The sequence below is a fragment of the Pseudomonas sp. efr-133-TYG-5 genome (assembly GCF_030209175.1).
Classification (GTDB): Bacteria; Pseudomonadota; Gammaproteobacteria; order Pseudomonadales; family Pseudomonadaceae; genus Aquipseudomonas.
In genome coordinates this window covers 161,642-184,573 of sequence record NZ_JARVSM010000001.1, presented here as the reverse complement: position 1 = coordinate 184,573, position 22,932 = coordinate 161,642, and the positions used below count along the sequence as shown (strand labels likewise).

Annotated in this window: 17 protein-coding genes and 1 pseudogene; 6 read left to right on the top strand and 12 right to left on the bottom strand. The window is 62.0% G+C overall.

The window, feature by feature from the left end:
• Positions 1-168 precede the first annotated feature (168 nt).
• The 8 genes and pseudogenes from QRN70_RS00835 to QRN70_RS00800 form a co-directional block, all read right to left on the bottom strand.
• Complete coding sequence (locus tag QRN70_RS00835) at positions 169-972, bottom strand: enoyl-CoA hydratase/isomerase family protein (RefSeq protein WP_116579521.1); 804 nt, start codon at positions 970-972, stop codon at positions 169-171.
• 19 nt (positions 973-991) lie between these two features.
• Positions 992-2,530 carry an AMP-binding protein gene (locus QRN70_RS00830; protein WP_285415336.1) on the bottom strand — a complete coding sequence of 513 codons (1,539 nt, stop codon included), beginning with the start codon at positions 2,528-2,530 and terminating at the stop codon, positions 992-994.
• A 5-nt stretch (positions 2,531-2,535) separates the two neighbouring features.
• Positions 2,536-3,036 carry a (2Fe-2S)-binding protein gene (locus tag QRN70_RS00825; RefSeq protein ID WP_064596717.1) on the bottom strand — a complete coding sequence of 167 codons (501 nt, stop codon included), beginning with the start codon at positions 3,034-3,036 and terminating at the stop codon, positions 2,536-2,538.
• 2 nt (positions 3,037-3,038) lie between these two features.
• Positions 3,039-3,845, bottom strand: a complete 807-nt coding sequence (locus QRN70_RS00820; RefSeq protein WP_285415335.1) for an FAD binding domain-containing protein — start codon at positions 3,843-3,845, stop codon at positions 3,039-3,041.
• Entirely contained in the window at positions 3,842-6,841 is a 3,000-nt protein-coding gene (locus tag QRN70_RS00815) for a xanthine dehydrogenase family protein molybdopterin-binding subunit (protein ID WP_285415334.1), read from the bottom strand. Before QRN70_RS00815 ends, QRN70_RS00820 begins: the two co-directional genes overlap by 4 nt.
• Before the next feature lie 133 nt (positions 6,842-6,974).
• The gene (locus QRN70_RS00810) at positions 6,975-9,215 is read right to left on the bottom strand and encodes a putative bifunctional diguanylate cyclase/phosphodiesterase (protein WP_285417973.1); all 2,241 of its coding nucleotides are present in this window, start codon (positions 9,213-9,215) and stop codon (positions 6,975-6,977) included.
• 1,109 nt (positions 9,216-10,324) lie between these two features.
• Positions 10,325-10,729: a hypothetical protein gene (locus QRN70_RS00805; RefSeq protein ID WP_285415333.1), complete on the bottom strand. Its 405-nt coding sequence runs from the start codon at positions 10,727-10,729 to the stop codon at positions 10,325-10,327.
• 200 nt (positions 10,730-10,929) lie between these two features.
• Positions 10,930-11,823 (bottom strand): annotated as a pseudogene (locus QRN70_RS00800) (acetyl-CoA C-acyltransferase); the annotation flags it as partial.
• Between the two features lie 295 nt (positions 11,824-12,118).
• On the opposite strand from QRN70_RS00800, the gene QRN70_RS00795 reads away from it, so the two are divergent.
• Entirely contained in the window at positions 12,119-13,315 is a 1,197-nt protein-coding gene (locus tag QRN70_RS00795) for an MFS transporter (RefSeq protein ID WP_285415332.1), read from the top strand.
• A gap of 14 nt (positions 13,316-13,329) precedes the next feature.
• On the opposite strand, the gene QRN70_RS00790 is transcribed toward QRN70_RS00795, so the two are convergent.
• Together QRN70_RS00790 and QRN70_RS00785 are read right to left on the bottom strand one after the other, a co-directional pair.
• Entirely contained in the window at positions 13,330-14,250 is a 921-nt protein-coding gene (locus QRN70_RS00790) for a LysR family transcriptional regulator (RefSeq protein ID WP_285415331.1), read from the bottom strand.
• A gap of 94 nt (positions 14,251-14,344) precedes the next feature.
• A complete protein-coding gene (locus QRN70_RS00785; protein ID WP_285415330.1) occupies positions 14,345-15,544 on the bottom strand; it encodes an MFS transporter in 1,200 nt (399 codons plus the stop codon).
• 296 nt (positions 15,545-15,840) lie between these two features.
• Between QRN70_RS00785 and QRN70_RS00780 the strand changes: the two genes are divergently transcribed.
• From QRN70_RS00780 to QRN70_RS00760, 5 genes are all read left to right on the top strand, one after another.
• Positions 15,841-17,121 carry a cytochrome c gene (locus QRN70_RS00780; protein WP_285415329.1) on the top strand — a complete coding sequence of 427 codons (1,281 nt, stop codon included), beginning with the start codon at positions 15,841-15,843 and terminating at the stop codon, positions 17,119-17,121.
• Entirely contained in the window at positions 17,118-17,591 is a 474-nt protein-coding gene (locus QRN70_RS00775) for a (2Fe-2S)-binding protein (protein WP_285415328.1), read from the top strand. The genes QRN70_RS00780 and QRN70_RS00775 overlap by 4 nt, the downstream gene beginning before the upstream one ends.
• The gene (locus QRN70_RS00770) at positions 17,588-19,822 is read left to right on the top strand and encodes a xanthine dehydrogenase family protein molybdopterin-binding subunit (RefSeq protein ID WP_285415326.1); all 2,235 of its coding nucleotides are present in this window, start codon (positions 17,588-17,590) and stop codon (positions 19,820-19,822) included. Before QRN70_RS00775 ends, QRN70_RS00770 begins: the two co-directional genes overlap by 4 nt.
• Before the next feature lie 172 nt (positions 19,823-19,994).
• The gene (locus QRN70_RS00765; RefSeq protein WP_285415324.1) at positions 19,995-21,107 is read left to right on the top strand and encodes an alkene reductase; all 1,113 of its coding nucleotides are present in this window, start codon (positions 19,995-19,997) and stop codon (positions 21,105-21,107) included.
• A gap of 170 nt (positions 21,108-21,277) precedes the next feature.
• Positions 21,278-21,439, top strand: coding sequence for a hypothetical protein (locus QRN70_RS00760; RefSeq protein ID WP_285415322.1), 162 nt, complete (start codon positions 21,278-21,280; stop codon positions 21,437-21,439).
• A 140-nt stretch (positions 21,440-21,579) separates the two neighbouring features.
• Here QRN70_RS00760 and QRN70_RS00755 read toward each other — a convergent pair whose 3' ends face one another.
• Both QRN70_RS00755 and QRN70_RS00750 read right to left on the bottom strand, forming a co-directional pair.
• Positions 21,580-22,041 (bottom strand): anti-virulence regulator CigR family protein, encoded by a 462-nt coding sequence (locus QRN70_RS00755; protein WP_285415320.1) that lies wholly within the window; start codon positions 22,039-22,041, stop codon positions 21,580-21,582.
• Between the two features lie 40 nt (positions 22,042-22,081).
• Entirely contained in the window at positions 22,082-22,927 is an 846-nt protein-coding gene (locus tag QRN70_RS00750) for an amidohydrolase family protein (RefSeq protein ID WP_285415317.1), read from the bottom strand.
• Positions 22,928-22,932: the final 5 nt, after the last annotated feature.

The following is a 22,932-nucleotide window of genomic DNA, read 5'->3' as shown; positions in this document are numbered from 1 at the left end:
AAACGGTGATCGAACGTTCTGCATCCCGGTGCACGGGTTGCGAGTAATCAGCAGGTCAGCGGTGAAACCTTGATGTGCCCTTTCAGTTGCATTGAAGGGGCGGCAGGCCCTGCTCCGTAAGGCGTACGCCGTTACCAACATACTCCCGGGCCTGTTCGCCGGTACGATTTACTCGCCGATAAACACGGCTTCACGCTTGCTGTGAAACGCTTCGACGCCTTCCTTGAAGTCCTTGGAGCTACGCAGACGGCTATAGCAGTGACCTTCCATTTCGATCGCGACGGTCAGCGGCGCATCTTCGTTGTCGTTGATCAGTTTTTTCGCCGTGCGCTGAGCCAACGGCGAGAAGCGCCGCAGTTCATCGACCAACGCGTCGACGGTGCTTTCCAGTTCGGTATCCGGCACGACCTCGGTCGCGATACCCCAGGCGTAGGCCTGGTCGCCGGTAATGCGTTTGGCGCGCATCACCATGTGCTTGGTGCGGGTGATGCCGATGATTTTCTGCAGGCGTGCGGAGCCACCCGAGCCCGGTATCTGCCCCAGGTTCTGCTCAGGCAAGGCGTAGCGAGTGGTTTGTGAAGCAATGCGGAAATCGCAGGCCAGGGACAGTTCGAAACCGACGCCGAAGGTGTAGCCACGGTTGGCAACGATCACCGGTTTTTCGCAACGTGCCGGTGCCGCGACATTCCAGGCCAGCTTCGAAACGTGCTCCGGCGATGCTTCGAGAAAGCCCTTGATGTCGCCGCCGCTGGAGAAGTGTTCACCCACCGAGCGCAGCACGATGACGCGCACGTCTTTGTGTGCATCGAGGGCTTCGAAGACCAGGCGCAATTGATCGCGCTGCCCCATGGAAATGACGTTCAACGGTGCCCTGTTGAGGATGATGTCGGCGCGCTCGCGGGACACATCGACTTCAACCTGGAAGCCATCGAACTGAGTGTCGAGAAATTGCTGGATCGCTTGTTGTTGCATGAGAGTGTCCTCTGGATGATTAGCTGATGGCCTTCAAGGCCTGTTCCTGGAATTGGGCCAGCAGCACACGCCGCAGAACCTTGCCGACTGGAGATTTTGGAATCTGATCGATGAACTGGTAACGCCGTGGCCGCTTGAATTTGGCCAGGCCCGAAGCGATGCAATGGGCATCGAGGTCGTCTTCCGAGACCTCGGCGCGCAGCTTGATAAACGCGGCAATGATCTTGCCCCACTGCTCGTCAGGCAGACCGACCACCACCACTTCTTCCACTGCCGGGTGCAGAGAGAGCATGTTTTCGATTTCCGCCGGGCTGACGTTTTCGCCGCCGGTGATGATCAAGTCATCGACACGCCCCGTGACGAACAGATCACCCTCCAGATCGAAGTAGCCGATGTCACCGGTGAAATACCATCCATCACGCAAGGCCTTGGCGGTCGCTTCGGGGCGGTTCAGGTAGCCTTCGAACGCCTCGTCACTCGCCAGGTCGGCGATGATCTGGCCCTCCTCCATTGGGTTGACCTGCACGTCCGGCGTTTCAGCATCGATCGGCACCACGCGCACGCGCTGGTTCATTGCACTGCGCCCTGACGAACCGGGTTTGCGGCTGGCTTGCTGGTCGATGGTGAAGGTGTAGATCTCCGAGCTGCCGTAATGATTGACGAATAACTGCGGCTGGAACGCCTGCTCGACGCGACGCATCAAGCCGTCGCTCATCGGCGCACCCGCAAAGCCGATTTTCTCCACACTGGCGACTCGCTCGCGGGCAAAGGCCGGGTGCTCGATAAGCATGTGGTAGAGCGTCGGCACCAGGTACAGGTTGCTGACCTTTTCCCGTTCGATGGCCTGCAGCGTGGCTTCCACGTCGAACTTCGGCACACAGACGAAATGTCCGTCGATCAGCGCCATGGAGAGCAGCGAACGCACGCCCATGGTGTGGTAAAGCGGCATGACACCCAGCGTACATTCGCTCTGGCGGTAGAGGTTTTGCGCGACGTGGGCCACCGCCGCGGCACGTTCGCAACGGTGCCGACGGGGCACGCCCTTGGGCTTGCTGGTGGTTCCGGAGGTGTACAGCAGCAGTGAAAAATCTTCGGCGTCGGCCTGCAAAATGATGCCGGAGGGGGTCTGCGAACACAGTTCCTCGAAACTCAGGTCGGTGTTGGCAGCACGCAGACCGGTGGCGATCCGTGGCAGCCTTGTGGCGGCACTGCAACCGGCCACGGCGGTCACGGTAGCATCGTCGTAAGCCACTGCACGGATTTGCGCATCTTCGATGCAGTAGTCCAGTTCATCGGCGGTCGAACGCCAGTTCAACGGGGTCATGACGATGCCCGTAAACTGACAGGCCCAATGCAGGGTTGCCATCTGCCAGCGGTTTTGCATCGCTACCAGCAGTCGATCACCGCGTTGCAGCCCAAGGCATTGCAAGCCCCAAGCGGCACTCTGGATATCGACGAACCAGTCTTCATAGGTTTTCTTCAACGCACCGTCACTGACCGCCACGGCGTGCGGCCGGCGTTCAACGGCAGCGAGGAAACTGCGTCCGAGATCGAACATTGTTGTTATACCCCTTCGTTCGTTTGGCGCTGGGCAGCGACTTCGAGCACGGCTTGGACGATGCCGGTGTAGCCCGTGCAGCGACATAGATGCCCCGAAAGCATGTCGCGTACCTGGGTCTCGTCCGGGTTGGGTACCCGTTCCAGGAAATCCACGCAGGACATGAGAATGCCCGCAGTGCAAAAGCCGCACTGCAAGGCGTGATGACGGCGAAAGGCTTGTTGCAGGTCGCTCAGTGTGTCGTCGTCGGCCAAGGACTCGACGGTCTCGATACGCCGCTCGTGCCCCTGTACCGCGAGCATCAGGCAGGAACGCATCGCGACTCCGTCCACCAGCACCGTGCAGGCACCGCAGACACCGTGTTCGCATCCGACATGGACACCGGTGGCACCGAGGTCGTGGCGCAGGAAGTCGCAGAGTTGGGTTCGCGGTTCAGCCAGGGCTTCGCGGGAGCGGCCATTGAGTTCCAGGCGAATCGGAAAGGTTTGGTCGGCAGTTACACGCATGTTCAGACTCCTTCGATCAGCTGATGACCCAGCTCGCGAATTAGTTGGCGGCGATAGGCAGCGCTGGCCTGCACGTCGTCTTGTGCATCGAGCGACCAGGCGGTTTGATTGAGCGCGTCCGGCAGCGCCGCACCACGAGGCAGACTGCGACGTTGCGGACGGTCAGCGACCCCGCCGATGCCGAGTTCGACCTGGTCCGCGCCGATGGCCGCGGCCAGGGAGACAATTGCAAAGTCGCCGTGGCGCATGGCGATTTCGCGGAAGCGATAGGTGATGCCCTCGCGCTTGAGTGGAAAACGCACCTCGACGACCAGTTCATCTGGACGCTTGTCGGTGGTGAGAATGCCTTGGAAGAAGTCGGCAGCCTTGACGATGCGCTTGCCTTTTTTCGACTCCAGAACGATGTCGCCACCCAGCGTCACCAGGCACAGCGGCAACTCGGCGCTGGGGTCGGCGTGAGCCACCGAACCGCAGACTGTGCCGCGATTACGCGTCTGGAAGTGACCGATCCAGGGCATCGCCAGTGCCAATAAAGGCACCTCGTCCATCAGGGTCGAACGCGCCAGCAACTGCGCCTGTCGTACCCCGGCACCTACCGCCAGGCAATCCTTGCGCAGTTCGATATAGGCCAGTTCAGCCACATGATTGATGTCGATCAGCAACTTGGGTTGAGCCAGGCGCATGTTCAGCACCGCCATCAGCGATTGGCCACCGGCGATGATGCGAGCGTCCTGGCCGTACTCGGCGAGCAACTCAACCACCTGACGACGGGTGTCAGCCCGAACGTAATCGAAAGCAGCCGGTTTCATTGCGCACCTCCCTTGCCAAACAGCGCGCCAAGCGAGGCCCGCAGTCGCGCCCACCAGCCGGTGGAGATGGCTTGGCCGCTGACCCGTTGCGACAGGCGAGTAAAGATTTGTCCGATGATCACTTTCGAGGCCCCTTGCAACATTCGGCCGCCGACCGCAGCGACTTTGCCGCTGACCGCCACCTGGTATTGGTATTCCAGACGTGTGTGGCCATTTTCCAGTTGGACGAAACGCACCTTGGCCTGACCCTGGGCCGAACCCATCGAGCTGCTGCCGGAACCGGATAGACGCAATGAATGCGGCGGGTCCAGATCACTCAGGGCAACCTTGGCCTCGAAGCGCGCACGGATCATGCCGACGCCGACGGTGACGTCTGCGCGGTAACGGTTTTCGCCTTCAAGCACGAGGTCGTGGCAACCGGGAATGATTGCCGCCAGCGTCTGCGGGTCGAGCAAGGTCTCGAAGACCTGTTGCGGCGCAGCAGGAATCACCACCGAGTCGTTGGCCCGCAGTGCCGGTCCACCGGCAGCGGCCGTGTCCAGGTTTTCATCGGGCTCCATACCGGCGGGCCGTGGCGGCTCGTCGATCCCGATGAGCGTGCGTACTCTCGATGGCGTCAGTGGCAGACGGATGTCCGAGCGGCCAAGGGCGTCGGCCACCGCGTTGGCGATGCACACCGGCGTGCTCATATTGTTGCCCTCGCCCACACCCTTGGCGCCCAGTGGGGTGAATGGCGATGGCGTTTCCATGTGCAAAATCACAGGTTCGATCACTTCCGGTGCGGTCGGCACCAGATAATCGGCGAAGGTCCCGGAGAGGAAGCTGCCGTCCTCGCCATAGGCGAACTCTTCCATCAGCGCCGCGCCCAGGCCCTGGGTGAAGCCACCACGAATCTGGCCATCGACCAGCGCCGGGTTGAGCAGGCGGCCGGCGTCATGGCAGGTGATGTAGCGATCGATGTGGATCTCGCCGGTCATGCGGTCGATTTCCAGACCACAGATGTCGAAGACAAAGCCGTAGCACAGCGAGCTGTTGACCTGATCCTGGTCGTCCGGGGCCACCAATTGCGGCGGGCTCCAGAAGGCGGTTTCGCGCAGTCCGCCACTTTCACCTTCCGGCAGCAGGCCCGGCGACCAGTGGGTCGCACCAGCAATCCGATGGAATGGCGCCACCGCCCCGCCATTGACCACAAAAATCTTGCCACCGGCGAAACCAATATCTTCGGGACTGGCCTGCAATTGCTCGGCGGCAATCGCGGCGAGGCGATCGCGGATCTTCAGCGCCGCCTTGTAGACGGCACCGGCCACAGCGCCGGCGAAGCGGCTGGAATAGTTGCCCGAGGCAATCGACCAGGCGTCCTTCTGGGTGTCCAGCTCGACGTTGACCACGATGGATTCCAGCGCAACCCCAAGCACTTCCGCGACGACCTGAGCGACGGTGGTTTGATGGCCCTGCCCTTGCGGTGCCGAGGACACGTGCACACTGACGTCACCCAACGGGCCGACGTTGATGGTGGCGGTTGCGACAGCGCCGTTTTTCGGACCGGCCTTGCGCCGCTCTTCGGGTGTCATCGCGGTGGTGATGTATCCCATGTTGGAAATCGAAGGCTCGATGACGGCGGCATAACCGATGCCGTAGATCCGGCCTTCGGCACGCGCCTGATCACGACGTTTTAGCAACTCGTCGAGTCCACCGTCAGCCGCCGCCAAGGCAATGCCTGCCTGGTAATTGCCGGAATCGAGCAACGCACCGGCGGCCGCGCGATAAGGGAAGGCATCGGCCGGCACCAGGTTGCGGCGGATCACGTCCAACGGATCAAGCTTCAACTGCACGGCGATGTGTTGCAGCAGACGCTCCAGGGCGAAATACACCTGTGGGCCACCAAAACCACGGTTCAGGCCGGAAGGGGTTTTGTTGGTCAGCACCACTCGGTTGCGCACTTGCAAATTGCGGATCGCGTAGGCGCCCGTCAGGTTGCCGTGCATGCGGTAGAACGTCGCCGGTTCAGGCGCTCTCAGGTAGGCACCACAATCGTCGATCTGGTCATAACGCAAAGCGGTGATGCGGCCATCCGCTTCCACCGCCGCTTCAATTTCGGTCACCCGATTGGTCGCCGAGGAAGCCCCCTGCAAATGTTCCAGACGGTCCTCGACCCACTTCACCGGTGCGCCGACCTTGCGTGACGCCAGACCCATCATCACCACGTAAGGGAAAACCCCTTGCTTGATGCCAAAGCTGCCGCCGGAATCTTTCGGTGTGCGCAAACGCAAGCGGTTGCCGGGCACATTCAGTGCCCGGGCCATGACCGTGTGCAACGCATAGGGGCCCTGAAAATTGGCTAGCACGTCATAAATGCCGGTGGCGCGCTCGTACTGAGCGAGCACTACATAGCATTCGATGGGTGTGCAGGAACTGCGCGGAAACTTCACTTTGAGCGAGACTTTGTGCGGCGCCTGCTCGAACGCCTGCTCCGGCTCGCCATAACGAAAGCGCCGTTCGTTGACCACGTTGCTGCCGACGGCTTCGTGCAGGATCGGCGCCTGCTCGGCAGTGGCCAGTTCAGGATCGATGACCGGGGGCAGCGGCTCGTACTCAACGCGCACCCCCTCGATGGCGTCCTCCGCCAGATAGCGGTTGTCAGCGATCACCACGGCCACCGGCTCTCCGACATAGCGCACCTTGTCCACGGCGACGCACCAGTGCTCCATCGGCTGACGCACACCCACCGGAAACGGCAGCGCCCAGCGTTTGACGTCTTCGCCGACCAGTACGCCGTGCACGCCTTTCATCAGCAGCGCTTTGGAAAAGTCCACCGAGGTGATCCGCGCATGAGCGTGGGGTGAACGGATGATCGCCGCGTGCAGCGTTCCCGGAGGGATCGCAGCGTCATCGGCATAGCAGCCGAGACCGCGCAACAATGCGGCGTCCTCGACACGGGCCTGACGGGCGCCGATGTGGCCGGTCTGATTTTCGGTAGCAGGTTGGAAACTAGTCATTTTTTCGCGGCTCTTGTTGTTATGCAGCGCGATAGCGTTAGAGCCGAGTGTGTGAGAAAGGCGCAGGAAGCGCCTTGCCTGGGGAGAGGGAGTTCTGCGTTGGAGTCTGAAAATTTACCTTAACGTCTGATTTTCAGCAGTGGATCCCGACAGTCTTGCCGGTCAGCGATGCAGAAGCCTGATGGCTCAAGAAAGCTTCGAGCTCGGCAAAGGGCATCGGTTTGGCAAAGTAATACCCCTGAAAAATATCGCAGCCAATGCCCTTGAGAAAATCCACTTGCGAGGTGGTTTCCACACCTTCGGCGACCACCGTCAGGCCAAGGTGATGGGCCATCGAAATAATGCCTTGGGTGATTGCTGCATCGTGACGGTCGGTGGCAATTTCCTGGATGAAGGAGCGGTCGATCTTGATCTTGTCGATGGGCAAACGCTTGAGGTAACTGAGGCTGGAAAAACCGGTGCCGAAATCATCCAGCGCAATGCACACTCCGAGTGCCTTGAGCCGGTGTAACGTGTCGATCGCCTGTTCAACGTTATGCAGCAAAAGCGACTCGGTAATCTCCAGTTCCAACTGGCCGGCGCTTAGGCCGTGCTTGCTCAGCACTGTCTGGATAGACTCGACGAACCGTCCACGCTGAAAATGCATCGGCGAAATATTCACCGCCATCGAAATACCCCTCATACCCTGCTCGCCCAGCAGGCGCAATTGAGCGCAGGCCGTATCGAGCACCCAAAGGCTCAGCGGGATGATCTGCCCACTGTCCTCTGCCACCGGCACAAACACTGCGGGCGAGATAAATCCTTTTTCAGGATGCTCCCAGCGCAGCAGCGCTTCGATCCCGACCACCCGCCCCGTGCGCGCGTCCATCTGCGGTTGATAATGCAGCTGGAACGCCTGGGTTTCGATCGCCTTTTGCAGGTCGTTACGCAGGCTCGCGTGCTCGCAGACACGCTGATTGAGGTCGCGGGTGTACCACTGAAAGTTGTTGCGCCCTTGTTGCTTGGCTTTGTACATGGCCATGTCAGCTTGCTGGATCAGTTGCATCGGCTGCTCGATATGACCATCGCTCAGTGTGATGCCGATACTTGCACTCACATGCAGGTCAATGCCCTGGATGCAGTAGGGTCTGGCAATGCTGGCCATCAGGCGCTCGGCCACCGGTACAACGTCCTCATCACGCAGCAGGTCCGGCAGCAACACGATGAATTCGTCACCGCCCATGCGCACAATGGTGTCCCCGGGGCGCACCTGCTGGGTCATACGTTGCGCCACTTCGATCAGCACCTGATCGCCGAAGTAATGCCCGATCGAATCGTTGATGGATTTGAATCCATCCAGATCAATGCACATTACCGCCAGACGACGCTTGCGCCGACGACTGATGTGGCAATCCAGAATCAGCCGCTCTTCAAGCGAAACACGGTTAAGCAACCCGGTCAGCCGGTCATGACTGGCATTGAAGCTCAACTGGCGCTCGAAATGTTTCTGCTCGCTGATGTCCCGGGCAATGCCAAATACACCGACGATCTCTCCGTTGACCATGATGGGCAGGTTGGAAATATCCATGGTCAACAGTTGCCCACTTTCGTCGCGCAGCTGTGCCTCGAAACGCTGAGGCGCTCCGGCGCGGGCTGCGCAAAAATGCTGACTGACCCGTTGCAGGTCTTCAGCGAGCACCAGATGGGAAAAGTGATGACCAATGAAATTGGTCGCCGTGTGCGGCTTGAGCTTCAGGCCTGCAGGATTCACGCTCTGGATGTTGCCGGCCAGATCGAGGGCGAACACCGGGTTGGGATTATAGGTGAACAATGAGCGGAAACGTTGTTCGCTTTCCTCCAGTCGCCGGCCGTCACGTTCATGGCGGATCGCAATGACCGCCAGTTGGGCGGCAATGGCCAGTTGGTGGATCTGCGTCTCGTCCGGCACGTGGGCGCGATTCTTATACAGGGCAAATGTACCCAACACGGTTCCTTGATGGGAGAGCAAAGGCACTGACCAACAGGAACGCAGGTTATGTCCCAGCGCCAGGCTGCGGAAATGCTCCCAATTCGGGTCCTGGGCGATGTCTTCGGTGACCACAAGCTCACGTCGGAACGCTGCGGTGCCGCAGGTTCCTGCTTGCGGGCCAATGGCCATGCCATCGATCGCGTCGCTGTATTCGAGCGGCAGGCCAGGTGCTGCGCCATTGAGCAAGTGTTTACCCTCGGCATCCGTGAGCAGGATAGAGCAGAGGGTTTCGGGGGATTGTGTGTCGAGCATCCGGCAGATGGCACAGAGTACGTCGCCCAGATGCTGGTCGGTCGCGATCATGCCGAGAATGTCACGTTGCGACTCGGGGACAGTCTTGCTGGCAAAGCTCGGACGGGTATTCATGGTGATTCCTGAAGACTCTCGAGTCGTCCGGTCTTCAGAGAGCCAGAAATAATGGCGGTCGATCACTGTCCACTAGTGCCTCGGACAAGCACTCTATAGAGCGTTGAGTCGGTAAAAACAGCCTCAGATCCAATAAAAAAAACAGGATCACATTGCGGCCATCTGGCTGACTTTCACCTTCTCGCAATTTTTCGACCACCGGCTCTGCGGTGCGTATCGAGCCAATCGCCCAAGTAGAAAAAATGAATTAGCGACCTGCCTCCTCGGTCAAGAATGATGAACGCAGTAAATCTGACGAGGTGACAGCAATGACTATCCAGGCAGAGACACTCGTACAACTGACCGAAGCGCTCCAGGAGCGAGGCATGAATCTGGTGGCAGATGTGCATTTCACTCGCGCGCCCTACAGGCACAACCACCGCTGGATCTGCATCGTAGAATGACCACGCTCATTGCCGGCGGCTCGGAATAACATTCCACCGCCGGCCCCTGATGCCTGCATTCCAACTAGACGGGGCATGCGCTTACCGGGCCCGGCGTGTATCTCCCTGCGGAGCCTGTCCTAGACCTCACGAGTCGGCTGAACATAAACGGCCACCGACAAATCCAATGGCGCAATTGATCGGGACATCCCTAGTCCGACCCCGTAACAGGGTCAGATTGAGCCCAAAAGATTTTTCTCTCATGGCTCACTGGTTACTCCACCTTATCTGGAGCAAACCATGAAGCGGATCATCGTTCTCACATTATTGATTGCAGCGCTCGGCTATCTTGTCGGGCCTGAGTGTTACGACGGCAGAGGCGTGATTGCCTGTTGGCTTGGGAACCCTGAGAGTAGTACTGGGCTACACGGCCAATTCCCGCCGTCGCCGTCAATGCGTCCATGGGCGATGAGTAAAGTGCATGGGTTGAGTGGAACGGTTCTTATCGATCCAGATAATGGGTATCGAGTTCTCCCCACTACAGGAAATCGATAATGAACCGCCCACTTCACGCAATCATCTTCATCACGCTGCTACTGTTGCCAAACTCGACTCAGCATGATGCTCAGCGAAAGCTGACCAGTGAAGTCACGCCACGCTTTGGCGAGTCCAGGACATGTGGTGTGGTTACGCTTTGCGAAAGTACCTCGCAAGCACACCGCCTGTAGTCGATCCGACAATTACTGCGGCTATTGAGGCCATATGTACCCAACCGATAGCGGCGCCAAGAATGATGGAGCTCGGTACCGCCCAGAGCAAAATGATGATGCCGCCCAGGTAGGCCGATGCTCGCAAGCATCGGCCACCAGCGAGAAGACCAGCGACCAACCCGCCGCAGAGCGAAGACACGAACCAACCCGCTACTGTAAGCAGCTTGACCGTGGAAATTGCGATCAGTTGGTCATGCTGTTCTCGCCATCCCGGCTCGCCAACAGCCATAGCTCCAGCTGGGGTGTGGCTGCCTATCACAATCGCGAACAGCGCCAAAATCACGAAAAACGCAAGCAGTCCGAAAAAAACCGGCTTCACCATTGGGCATGTATCTCCTTGAATGCAGAAAGAGCGTCTGTCTGTCCTGGCTGCCAAGGCTACCCTGGCTGGGCAATTCCATCAGCCGTCCCCAGCGCTTTCGCCATCTCATGTACGAAAAAGCCCTGATCACTCAGGGCTTTGTCTTATCTGGCGGTCGGAAAGCGGCGCAATCAATTGAAGATTTTTCCGTCAGCGGCATTCTATTGAATGACTTCGAACAACCCCGCGGCGCCCATCCCTCCTCCCACACACATTGAGACCACGACGTATTTGACCCCGCGCCTTCTGCCTTCCAGCAAGGCGTGGCCGACCATGCGCGCCCCGCTCATCCCGTAAGGATGGCCGATGGCAATTGCACCGCCGTTGACGTTCAACCGTGCGGGGTCGATTCCCAATCGTTCGGCGCAATACAAGACCTGGCAGGCAAACGCCTCGTTTATCTCCCACAAGCCGATGTCATCGACACTCAAACCCTGCTGACGCAACAGCTTTGGAACCGCCAAAAGCGGTCCCAGGCCCATTTCCTCGGGTGCCACGCCGGCAACTACGATGCCGCGATAGAGTCCCAGCGGCGCACTTGCCAAACGCGCCGCCAGGCTGTCCTCGACCAATACGCACGCACTGGCGCCGTCCGATAGCTGGCTGGCATTGCCGGCGGTGACACTACCGCCGTCGATGACGGGCTGGAGCCGTTGCAGGTCCGCGATTACCGTCGCGGGTCGATTGCCTTCATCCTGAGTCAGCGTGACCTCCTCATAGCTGACCGCCCCGCTCGCCTTGTCGACCACCCGCTTGCGCGTGGTCACCGGCACGACTTTATCGGCGAACAGGCCAGCCGCCTGAGCGGCCGCTGTGCGCTGCTGAGACTGCAGCGCGTACGCATCCTGCGCGCACCGACTGATCTCATAACGCCGCGCTACCCATTCCGCGGTTTGCAGCATCGGCATGTAGGCATGCTCGCTCATCCGCGTGACGGCGCTGTCGTAGGCCTGACTCGCCAGATGATTGTGAGCGTTTTGCACCAGACTGTTCTATTCCTGCCCCGCGCCAGTCGTCACGAGCATGCCGTCGACCATGATCTGTTTGGCGGCAACGCGACAATAACAAGCAGTGGCTGCAACGCCTGCCTTTTGCCGACCGCAGTGATCGGCGGCAGGCGCGCCTGCTGCTCGCGTTGTGCAGGCGTTGACTGCTGATAGCCGTGCATCCTCGGAGGATCAGGCAATCATTCAGGAGGATTGAACTAGGGCAAAAGCCGATCGTTCGCGAGAATAGATCGACTGCTTTGCCAGCGCCGGAGGCAAAACCTTCGGCGCCGTCTGCCCCGCGACAAACGCTTCACCCCCTGCGCACCACACCCACTCGCTATTCGCCTCACAGGTAGTTGCCATGACTGTTCTTTCTGCAGAAAAACGCGGCTGGAGCGCCGTGCTGGCCATGTCGTTGGCCGCATTCGCCCTGGTTGCATCGGAGTTCATGCCCGTCAGCCTGCTCACCCCCATCGCGGCCGAGCTGCATATCAGCGAAGGCCAGGCAGGTCAGGGCATTTCGGTCTCCGGGGCATTTGCCTTGATCACTAGCCTGCTGATTGCGGCGCTCGCTGCGCGCATCGAACGCAAGAAACTGCTGCTGTCGCTGACGCTGCTGATGGTGGTCTCCGGCACCCTCGTCGCGTTCGCGCCTGGCTACCCTTCATTCATGTTCGGACGCGCGCTGATCGGCATCGCCATCGGCGGTTTCTGGTCATTGTCGGCGGCGACCGCCATGCGCCTGGTCGCACCGCAGCAAGTCTCCCGGGCACTGGCCATCGTCAATGGCGGCAACGCACTGGCGACGGTGATCGCGGCGCCGGCAGGCAGCTTTCTCGGCGCGCTGATCGGCTGGCGCGGGGCCTTTTTCTGTGTTGTGCCGGTGGCCGCGCTTGCCGCCCTGTGGCTGTTGATCAGTCTGCCGTCCTTCAAGGCCGAACCCAAGCCGAAGAGCGGCAACGTGCTGCGCTTGATGAAGCAGTTGCCCGTCGCGCTGGGCATGATCGCCGTCAGCGTGTTTTTCATGGGGCAGTTCATGCTGTTCACCTATTTGCGGCCCTTTCTGGAGGGCGTGACGGGTGTCAGCGTTTCAACACTGTCGTTGATGCTGCTGGGGCTGGGAGTGGCAGGTTTTATCGGGACCTTTCTGATTGAGCGGTTCATCGGCAGCGGCCTCTACCGCACTCTGACGGTGATCCCCCTGCTGATGGCGGCTATCGCGTTGGCGCTGGTGAACTTCGGCGCTTCGCCCCTGCTCACCGCGGTACTGCTCGGCCTCTGGGGGCTGGTCGCGACGGCAGCTCCGGTCGGCTGGTGGACATGGCTGGCACAAACACTGCCGGAGGATGCCGAAGCCGGCGGCGGCCTGCTGGTGGCCATCGTCCAGCTCGCCATCGCTGGCGGCGCAATCGTCGGCGGCCTGATGTTTGACCTGAGCGGTTACCAGGCCACCTTCGAACTCAGCGCCGTGGTACTGGTGGCCGCGTCTGTGCTGGCGTGGCTGGCGGGACGCAGTGCCCGTGAAGTTCATCTGCCGGCGGCCAATGTCACGGCCTGACCCGACGACGCGGCTTACGCCGCAGGCGTGGCCGCGGCAGGATTGAGGATTTCCACGAGGAAATCGATAAACACATTGATCCGGCTGGAACCGCGGTGATTGGGCAAGTACAGCGCATTGATGCAACTGCTGGCACTGCCGGGATTGACCTGGTAATGCTCGAGCAAGCGCGTCAACCGGCCGCTGGCCACATCGTCGCGCACCAGCCAGTCGGCCAGCAGCGTTACCCCGCCGCCGCCGATGGCCGCTTCGCGCAGGATGTCGGCGTTATTGCTTTGCAGGCGCCCCTGGACGTTGAGCTGAATGGGCTCGGCGTCACTCTGGAAGGTCCAGTGCTGGTGCGTGCCGCCATAGTCGAATCGCAGGCATTGGTGCTCGAGCAAATCCCGTGGATGGTCCAGCGCCGCGCTGCGGGCCAGATAATCCGGACTGGCTACCACCCAGCGCTGGAACTCGCCGACCCGCTTGCTGACGATATCCTCGCTGACCACCGTCGAGCCGAGACGGACCGACACATCGATCTGCTCGCTGAGCAGGTCACTGACCTGATCACTCAGCGAAAGACTGATCTCCAGCCCCGGGTGGCGCGCGAGCAAACGGCTCAGGTGCGGTGCAATCAGTCGGCGACCGAACTCCACCGGCACGCTGATGCGCAGCCGCCCTTGCGCGTCACTGCCACGGTCGGCGACCACGGCATCGGCTTCGTCGATGGCGTCGAGAATCGCCACGGCCTTCTCGAAATAGGTCTGGCCGGCGACGGTCACGCTGGTATTGCGCGTTGTACGATTGAGCAGGCTCGCGCCCAGCTCGTGTTCCAGACCCGCCACTTGCCGTGTCACCGAAGACGTCGAAATCCCGAGCTTGCGTGCCGCCGAGGAGTAGCCCCCGCAGCGCACGGTTTCAACAAACATTTTCAGTGCCAGCAACTTATCCATAAGTGGGGTCCGGTCGAAGGGAAACGCTGACGATTGTGCATCACTGTTTCCCCGCCGTCTTGTACTGACGTGCTTGCCGGTGCTGGAGCCGTGCTCATTCATCGGCCTTGCGACTCAGAAACAGGGCCAGGGCGAGCGCCGGCAGCAACGCCACCGCGACAGCCGACAGGTTCCAGCCAAACTGCTCGTACAGCGGGCTGGCCAGCAGCGAACCGGCGGCACCGCCGACGAAGATGCTGGTCATGTACACCGCATTCAGGCGTGCGCGACTGTGTGGATCGAGGGCGTACACCTCACGCTGGCCCAGCACCATGTTCAGTTGCACGGCGAAATCCAGCAGCACCGCACACACCACCAGCCAGACGTAACCACTGCCCGGCAACGCGGCGATCAACAGCGACAGCGGCGCCAACAGCAACGCGACCAGAGTGCCACGCCGGCCATGCCCGGCATCCGCGAGGCGCCCGGCAATCGGCGCCGCGATGGCACCCACCGCCCCCACCAGCGCGAAGATCGCCACCTGCGCCTGGGTGAACCCGTGATGACGCATCAGCTCGATCGGCGCGAGGGTCCAGAACAGGCTGAAACTGGCGAACAACAAGCCTTGGTACAGCGAGCGCTGCCGCAGTACCGGATAGCGCCGGGCCAGGGCGAACACGGAAGCGATCAACGCGACATACGTGGCGTTATGCGTCGGCACCCGACGCGGCAGCGCCATCGCGGTGACCAGGGCGATGACCGCCATCAATGCCGCCGCGCTGAAAAACACCCCGCGCCAGCCAAACACGTCCACCAGCAGGCTCGACAATGGACGCGACAGCAGAATCCCCAGCAGCAGGCCGCTCATGATGTTGCCGACAACACGGCCACGGCTGGCTTCCGGCGCCAGGTGCGCCGCCAGCGGCACGAGGATCTGCACCGCCACCGACGTCAGGCCGATCAGCAGGGACAACACCAGGAACAGCGACGGTGAGTGCGTCAGGCCGGCGCCCAGCAGCGTGACACTCGCCGCCAGCGTGAAGCCCACCACCAGCCGCCGGTTTTCCATCAGGTCAGCCAGCGGCACCAGCAATAACAGGCCCAGGGCGTAACCGAACTGCGTCAGCGACACGATCAGGCTGGCGTTGCTGCTCGACAGGCCGACCTGTGGCGCAATCAATTCGACGATGGGCTGCGCGTAGTAGAGATTGGCCACAACCGCGCCACAGCAAAACGCCAGGAACGCGACCATCAGGGCGGAAAGTGATGCAGGCTGCTCGGCCTTGGCCGTCGTTGCAGGATTGCCCGTGAGCATGATGACACCTCGTTGAGTTGGAAAAACCTGGGCCAAGGCTAAGGGCGCCGCTCCCCGCAGAGAATCCGTGCCACGGGCAACGCAGTGATGCGTGCCGCGCAACGTCGCGGCTGTTGCTTGCGACGCAACGCGCTGTTGCGTGGGCCGGTGATTCTCCGCAGCGGGCGTCTTCTCTACGCTGGGGACACCTGGCGCTGCAGTCCGAATGGGCGCTTGTCCCCGAGTGTCTCAAGGAGCTTTCTCATGCCTCGCATCCCATCAATCACGCCATCGTCTGCCGCGCGTTGCCCACACTCATGAACGGCCACTGGCTGAAATCCTCAACGTTATGGCGCAGCGTGGCGCTGCTTGGCGTTATCGGCCTGATCGGCGCCGTGCTGCTGATGTGGCGAGCGCCGATTGCCCCGATCGAGCGCCCGAGCGGCTTCACGACCGCCCAGCTGCAACGCGGCGCGCGAGTGGTCGAGGCCGGCGATTGCGCGGTCTGTCACACGCGCCCCGGCGGCCACTACCTGGCCGGCGGACTGCCGCTGGTAACGCCCTTCGGCACCCTGTTCAGTACCAACATCACGCCGGACGCCCAGACCGGTATCGGCCAATGGTCTTTGCCGGCGTTCGAACGGGCGATGCGTCAGGGCATCGCCCGCGATGGACACTTCCTCTACCCGGCGTTCCCCTACGTGCACTATCGGCGCATGAGTGATGCAGACATCGCCGACGCCTACGCCTACCTGATGAGCGGCCCTGCCGTGCAGGCGCCGCCCGAGCAGAACCGGATGAATTTCCCGATGAACATTCGCCCGTTGGTAGCGTTCTGGAATCTGCTGTTTCTGCACGGTGAGCCAATGCAACCCGACACGCAGCGCAGCGAGGCATGGAATCGCGGGCGCTATCTGGTCGATGGGCCGGGGCACTGCGCAGGCTGTCATTCGCCGCTGAACCTGATTGGCGCGGAAAAGTCCGCGCACTACCTGCAGGGCGGCAGCGTCGATGGTTGGCAGGCCCCTTCGCTGGTCGGCATGGGACAGCGCGCCAACCCATGGAGCCGCGAGCAATTGCTGGGCTACCTGCGTGCCGAGGTGGTCGATGGCCATGGCACGCCGGCGGGCCCGATGCGCCCGGTCAGCCTGAGTCTGGCGCGATTGCCGGTCAGCGACGCCGCGGCCATCAGCGAATACCTGCTGAGCCTCGAAGGCCCGCAGGCGGTGACCGAGACGATGCCGAACACGGCAACGCTCGATGCCGCGACGCAAACCAGTGGCGCCCTGCTCTTCGCCAGCGCCTGCGCCGGCTGTCATGGTCCCGCTGCGCCGATGCGGCAGATCGACGGGCGGCCACCGCTGGAGCGGACCTCGGCGCTGCACGCCGCCAGCTCGCGCAATTTCCTCAAGACCGTGCTTGAAGGTCTGCCGGCAACACCCGGTTCACCCGGCCCGGTCATGCCGGCGTTTGCCGCCAGTCTCGACCACGCGCAACTCGCCGCGCTCGCCGCCTATCTGCGCCATCAGGCCCGGCCCGACCAGCCATGGACCGACCTTTCCTCCACGCTTGAAGCACTACGCCAGGACAGCCAATGAGCCAGATCACCCTCAACGTCAACGGATCAGCGCAACCGCTGGACCTGGAACCGGACATGCCGCTGCTGTATGCCCTGCGCAATCATCTGGGCCTGAACGGTGCGAAGTACGGCTGTGGCCTGGGCCAATGCGGCGCCTGCACGGTCATTGTCGATGACCAACCGGTATTCGCCTGCCTGACGCCCTGCGCCGGACTCGAAGGCAAACGCATTCGCACGGTCGAAGGCCTGGGCAGCGCGGCAAACCCCGGCCCGCTGCAAACGGCCTTCATCGACAAACAGGCGGCGCAATGCGGCTACTGCATCGCCGGCATGCTGATGCGCGCGCAATCGCTGCTCGAACGCAACCCGCACCCGGATGAGCAAACCATTCGCGAGTACATGGCCGGCAATCTGTGCCGCTGTGGCACGCACCTGCGCATCATCGAAGCGATCAAGCAGGTCGCCGACCGCAAAGGGAGCCTGACATGAGCAACGATCTTGACTTCAATCCCGGCCGCCGGGCGTTCCTGCGTGGTGGCGCGTTACTGATGGCGTTCACCTTGTTGCCGGTGGCGCGCCAGGCGCTGGCCGACAGCGAGGTCGACACGCTCGGCACCCTGGTGCTGGCTCCCGACCTTCCCGGCAGCCTGCGCACCAATCCCTATCTGGATGCCTGGATTCGCATCGACGCGCAGGGGATCACCGTGTACACCGGCAAGGTCGAACTGGGCACCGGGGTGAAAACCGCGCTGCTGCAGATTGCCGCCGAGCGCCTGCAAGTGCCGGCGACGGCGATCAACCTGCTCAGCGCCGACACGGCGCTGACTCCCAACGAAGGCTACACCGCCGGCAGCCACAGCATCTTCGACAGCGGTACCGCGCTGTTCAACGCCGCCGCACAAGTGCGCGAGATGTTGATCGACGGCGCAGCGCGCAGCTGGCAGGTCGCTCCGGCGCTGCTGAGCACGCGTGACGGTGTGATCGAAGGCCCGGCCGGGCAACGCATGAGCTACGCCGACGCGGTGCAGAGCGTCGATGTGCATCAATACGCCAAGGCCCGCTCGCCCGTGATGGCCGCCAACGACTTCAAACTCATCGGGCATTCGCTGCCGCGCCTGGACATTCCGGCGAAAGTCAGCGGCGGCGCGGCGTTCGTCCAGGACATGCGCCTGCCGGGCATGTTGCATGCGCGGGTGATCCGCCCGCCACGTCCGGGCTGCACGCTGGAGGCATTCGATGGCGCGACCATTGAGGCGCTTGCCGGTGTGGTCAAGGTGATCCGCGACGGCAACTACCTGGCCGTGGTCGCCCGCGATGAGTGGCAAGCGATCAAGGCCATGCGCAGCGCCAGCGACAGCGCAAAATGGAGCGGCGGCGCGGCGATCCCGGAAGCCGCCGACATCCACGCCTTGCTCAAGCGCCTGCCCTCGCGAACGTACCCGATCAGCAACAACGGCAACCCGGGCAATGGCGCAGACACGCGTTTTCGCGGGCGGGCGACCAAGCAGTATCTGATGCATGGCTCCATTGGCCCGTCGTGTGCGGTGGCGTGGTTCCAGGACGGCGTACTTACCGTGTGGACCCACACGCAGGGCGTCTACCCACTGCGCGCCGGTATCGCCGAAATGCTCCACCTGCCACCGGAGCGCGTGCGCTGTATTCACACCGAAGGTTCAGGTTGTTACGGGCACAACGGCGCCGATGATGCTGCCGCCGATGCGGCATTGATTGCGATGCGCCTGCCCGGCACGCCGATTCGCCTGCAGTGGATGCGCGAACAGGAAAATCTGTGGGAGCCCTACAGTTCGGCCATGGTCAGTGAAGTGGACGCGGGCCTCACGCAGGGCCGCTTGCAGGATTGGACCTACGAGTTATGGACGACCCCGCACAACGAGCGAATCGTCAACGCCGGTCGCCTGCTGCCGGCGCGTCTGCTGGCACGGCCCTTCGCCTCGGCACCCTCGGTGCCCATCGCCCAGCCCGAAGGCGACGGCGATCGCAATGCAGTGCCGCTGTATGACCTGGCCTCGACGCGGATCAACATGAATTTCGTCACCCAGATGCCCTTCCGCACATCGGCCATGCGTTCGCTCGGCGCGCACATCAACATCTTCGCCATCGAAGCGAGTATCGATGAGTTGGCGATCAGGGCCGGCATCGACCCGGTGGCGTTGCGCCTGCAGCATCTGCGCGATCCGCGTGCGCGGGCGGTCATCGAGCGCGTGCGTGATGCCAGCGGCTGGCCGCAGAAAAGCAGCGAGCCCGGCGCGGGCCTCGGTTTCGCCTTCGCCCGCTATAAAAACATCATGGGTTACTGCGCCATCGCGGTCAGGCTGCAGGTGCATCCGCAAACCGGCGAGATACGCATCGATCATGTGGTGACGGCGGTGGACGTCGGCCAGATCGTCAGTCCCGATGGGCTGCGCAACCAGGTCGAAGGCGGCATCGTGCAGTCCGCGAGCTGGACGCTGTTCGAAAAAGTCGCCTACGACGCCGGGGGCATTCGCAGCTACGACTGGAGCGGCTACCCGATCCTGCGCTTCACGCAATTGCCTGGAAAAGTCGATGTGCATTTGCTCGACCAACCCGGCCAGCCCTTCCTCGGCGCGGCCGAAATCGTCCAGGGCCCGATGGCCGCCGCCCTCGGCAACGCGGTCGCCAATGCCACCGGCCAGCGCTGGATGAACCTGCCGTTGACTCGCTCCCTGCAACCCGCCTGAGCCACGCCGGTGTTCATCGCAGATGGGCACCGGCGCCCATTGCGTGGCGCGCAAAACAGCGTAGCGCCCGTCACGGATTATCACCCCGACCGAGCCCGGTTAAGTTACCTCCACGACGTGCGGCGCACTGCTGCCGCACTTGAACCTGATGATTCGACCTCTGGAGTTACCTATGACCCGTCGCCTGTTCCAACCCATTGCACTGGGCCCTTACACACTGGCACATCGCGTGGCGATGGCGCCGTTGACCCGTTCGCGCGCCGGCCAGCCGGGCGATGTCCCGACCGCCATGAATGCCGAGTATTACCGTCAACGCGCCAGCGCCGCGCTGATCATCAGCGAAGCCACGCAGATTTCCCGCCAGGGCCAGGGTTACGCATGGACACCAGGCATCTACAGCGAGCAGCAAGTGCAGGCCTGGCGCGAGGTCAGCACGGCGGTGCACGACGCTGGCGGCCTGATCTTCCTGCAGCTGTGGCATGTCGGTCGGGTGTCGCACCCAAGCTTTCAACCCGACGCGGGTCTGCCGGTCGCCCCCAGCGCCCTGCCGGTGCCCGGCAAGACTTTTATCGTCGATGAAAACGGCAACGGCGTGTGGGGCGATGTGCCCGTACCGCGCGCCCTCGAAACGGCGGAAATCGCCGCCATTGTCGAGGATTACCGCAAGGCTGCGCGCAATGCGCTGAAGGCCGGCATGGACGGTGTGGAGATTCATGCCGGCAACGGTTACCTGCTTGATCAGTTTCTCAACAGCAACAGCAACCAGCGCGACGACCGCTACGGCGGCAGCGTCGAGAATCGCGCGCGCTTTCTGCTGGAAGTGGTGGCGGCGGTCGCTGACGAAGTCGGCGCCGAGCGCGTCGGCGTGCGCCTGACGCCGATGGGACGCTTCATGGGCATGGGCGATGACACACCGCAAGCCACGTTCGGCTACCTGGTGGCCGCGCTCAATCAGTGGAACCTGGCGTACCTGCACCTGGTCGAGCCGGCGATGGTCGGCACGGTCAAGGACGAGGACTTCGACCCGCGCTGGGACGCGATCATCGCCCAGTTGCGCGACACCTGGAACGGCGTGCTGATCCTCGCTGGCGGCTATGACGCCGAGTCCGCCGAACAGGCACTGAACGCGGGTCGCGCAGACATCATTGCCTTTGGCCGGCCGTTCCTGGCCAACCCTGACCTGCCACGCAGGCTGCACGATGGCCTGGCGCTCAACACCCCGGATCCGACCAGCTTTTTCGGCGGTGATCAGCGCGGTTACGTCGACTACCCGTTTCACACCTGAGCGGGACACCCCCGTGGGATTTGCTGAAATCGTCCGGGCGCGACGCCATGCCGGCGCGCTCGGCATTAGCACATTTCAGCCATTGCCTGATGAACATACGTTCATCGAAAACCTGATTCCAAGCGTCTAGGCTGCGGGTTCCGACATAGTGACTACAGGAGTACCCCACCATGTTCTCGCACGAAAGCTTCCCGCTGATTACCCTCTTCATCATCCTGCTGCTGGGCGGGCTGGTCGCCTTCCTGCATCCCGTGCATGCACTGATCAGTTGGTTGCGGCGGCGCAAGGAAAGGTCGTCGGCACACCCGGCGAAAGAGATGAACTCGCGCTGAAACGCTCCCTGTACGTCAGGCCGGTGCCCGGCTTTTCATTGCTGCATCACCTAGAGCGAAGACAATAAAGATCGAGCCCGGCACACTGCCGGGCTCAGTCTTTTTCACACACAAGGAAGGCCAGCCCCGACTGCAACCTGTCAATCAAAGGCACCGTCGAGAATCTCGTAGATCAAGCCTGTAGCGATGGCGACCAGTATCAAGTCGGTACCCGCTTGCTGCCATTCGTAACCGTCATAGTGCGGGAGCCTGCCGACCAGGCGACCATCCAGCTTCTTGGCGATGCCGGGCGGCAACGGTTTTCCCCGGGCCAGGTTTTTCTGAATGCCGGGAGGAAGCGCAGGCGCAGGACTCCAGTAGTTTCTATAACCGTCGAGAACGCCCAGGACGCCGCCTCGGTCAATCACCGGAGCGCGATCCGAGTTGTCCGAACCGGAGCCGTGGCCCTTGCCGTTCTGGTTCCCGTGCACGTGATTGTTCGACGGGCCACCCTTGCCGTTGCCCTGCCCTTTGCCGTTGCCCGGATCGGCCAGTGCGGCAGTTGAACCCACAGCCAACGTCAGGCAGGTAAACGATGCCAGGAGAAAGCGAATATTGAACATGACGTCCTCTCGCAAATGGATGCTTCTGGCACTGTAGACGCTATTGCGCGCTTGGGTTGATTCCGAACAGCGCTTGCGGCGACTCGATCAGCAACGAGCGCATCAGCTGAGGCGAACACTCCAGCGCTTGCAACTGCTCCATCACCGTCGCGAAGCCCACGCGATCTTCGTGCTGGGTGTGCGGCCAGTCGCTGCCCCAGACCAGACGCTGTGCGCCCAGGCTGCGCTCCAGCAGGGGCAATGCCGTGCGAGCGAATTGCAGGTTCTGTTGCGCAGTCCCCGCCAGGCGGTAGATACCGGACACCTTCATCCAGACCTGGCCGCTCGCCGCCAGCTCGAGCATCGGTAAGAACCCTGGCTGGTCGACGCCAAGGCGCGCATCCGCACGGCCGAAATGGTCGATGACGATTCTGATCCCGAATGGCAGCAACTGGCGCAGCAGACCCGGCAAATCCTCGACCTGGCGATGCAGTTCCACATGCCAGTCCAGCTCGGCGATGTGCCTGAAAAACGCTTGCCAGGTGCCATCGCCAAAGTCAGGCAAGGCTTTGCCCATGAGATTCAGACGAACACCCACGACCCCCAACCGGGCCATGTCGTTGAGCTGCAGGCGGCTGATGTCGCGGTCCACCACCACTACGCCGCGCAACCGCGCCGGCGCCTGCCGCAAAGCAGCCAGCAGGTAGCCGTTGTCGGTGCCGAGAAAACTCGGCTGCACCAACACTCCGTGGCTTAAACCGTGGACTTGCAACTGGTCCAGATACTGCGCAAGTGTGGCGTCATAGCCAGGGGTATAACGCCGCGCAGCGGCCAGGTTCAGCTCACGGCTGAACACGTGCGCATGGCAATCGATGCCGGTAATCGGCGTTGAACAGGTATCAGGCATGGCTT

Bases quoted from the DNA above. Each gene is read 5' to 3' on its own strand.
- QRN70_RS00835 (WP_116579521.1), bottom strand. From the start codon at position 972: ATGCAACAACAAGCGATCCAGCAATTTCTCGACACTCAGTTCGATGGC.
- QRN70_RS00830 (WP_285415336.1), bottom strand. From the start codon at position 2,530: ATGTTCGATCTCGGACGCAGTTTCCTCGCTGCCGTTGAACGCCGGCCG.
- QRN70_RS00825 (WP_064596717.1), bottom strand. From the start codon at position 3,036: ATGCGTGTAACTGCCGACCAAACCTTTCCGATTCGCCTGGAACTCAAT.
- QRN70_RS00820 (WP_285415335.1), bottom strand. From the start codon at position 3,845: ATGAAACCGGCTGCTTTCGATTACGTTCGGGCTGACACCCGTCGTCAG.
- QRN70_RS00815 (WP_285415334.1), bottom strand. From the start codon at position 6,841: ATGACTAGTTTCCAACCTGCTACCGAAAATCAGACCGGCCACATCGGC.
- QRN70_RS00810 (WP_285417973.1), bottom strand. From the start codon at position 9,215: ATGAATACCCGTCCGAGCTTTGCCAGCAAGACTGTCCCCGAGTCGCAA.
- QRN70_RS00805 (WP_285415333.1), bottom strand. From the start codon at position 10,729: ATGGTGAAGCCGGTTTTTTTCGGACTGCTTGCGTTTTTCGTGATTTTG.
- QRN70_RS00795 (WP_285415332.1), top strand. From the start codon at position 12,119: ATGACTGTTCTTTCTGCAGAAAAACGCGGCTGGAGCGCCGTGCTGGCC.
- QRN70_RS00790 (WP_285415331.1), bottom strand. From the start codon at position 14,250: ATGGATAAGTTGCTGGCACTGAAAATGTTTGTTGAAACCGTGCGCTGC.
- QRN70_RS00785 (WP_285415330.1), bottom strand. From the start codon at position 15,544: ATGCTCACGGGCAATCCTGCAACGACGGCCAAGGCCGAGCAGCCTGCA.
- QRN70_RS00780 (WP_285415329.1), top strand. From the start codon at position 15,841: ATGAACGGCCACTGGCTGAAATCCTCAACGTTATGGCGCAGCGTGGCG.
- QRN70_RS00775 (WP_285415328.1), top strand. From the start codon at position 17,118: ATGAGCCAGATCACCCTCAACGTCAACGGATCAGCGCAACCGCTGGAC.
- QRN70_RS00770 (WP_285415326.1), top strand. From the start codon at position 17,588: ATGAGCAACGATCTTGACTTCAATCCCGGCCGCCGGGCGTTCCTGCGT.
- QRN70_RS00765 (WP_285415324.1), top strand. From the start codon at position 19,995: ATGACCCGTCGCCTGTTCCAACCCATTGCACTGGGCCCTTACACACTG.
- QRN70_RS00760 (WP_285415322.1), top strand. From the start codon at position 21,278: ATGTTCTCGCACGAAAGCTTCCCGCTGATTACCCTCTTCATCATCCTG.
- QRN70_RS00755 (WP_285415320.1), bottom strand. From the start codon at position 22,041: ATGTTCAATATTCGCTTTCTCCTGGCATCGTTTACCTGCCTGACGTTG.
- QRN70_RS00750 (WP_285415317.1), bottom strand. From the start codon at position 22,927: ATGCCTGATACCTGTTCAACGCCGATTACCGGCATCGATTGCCATGCG.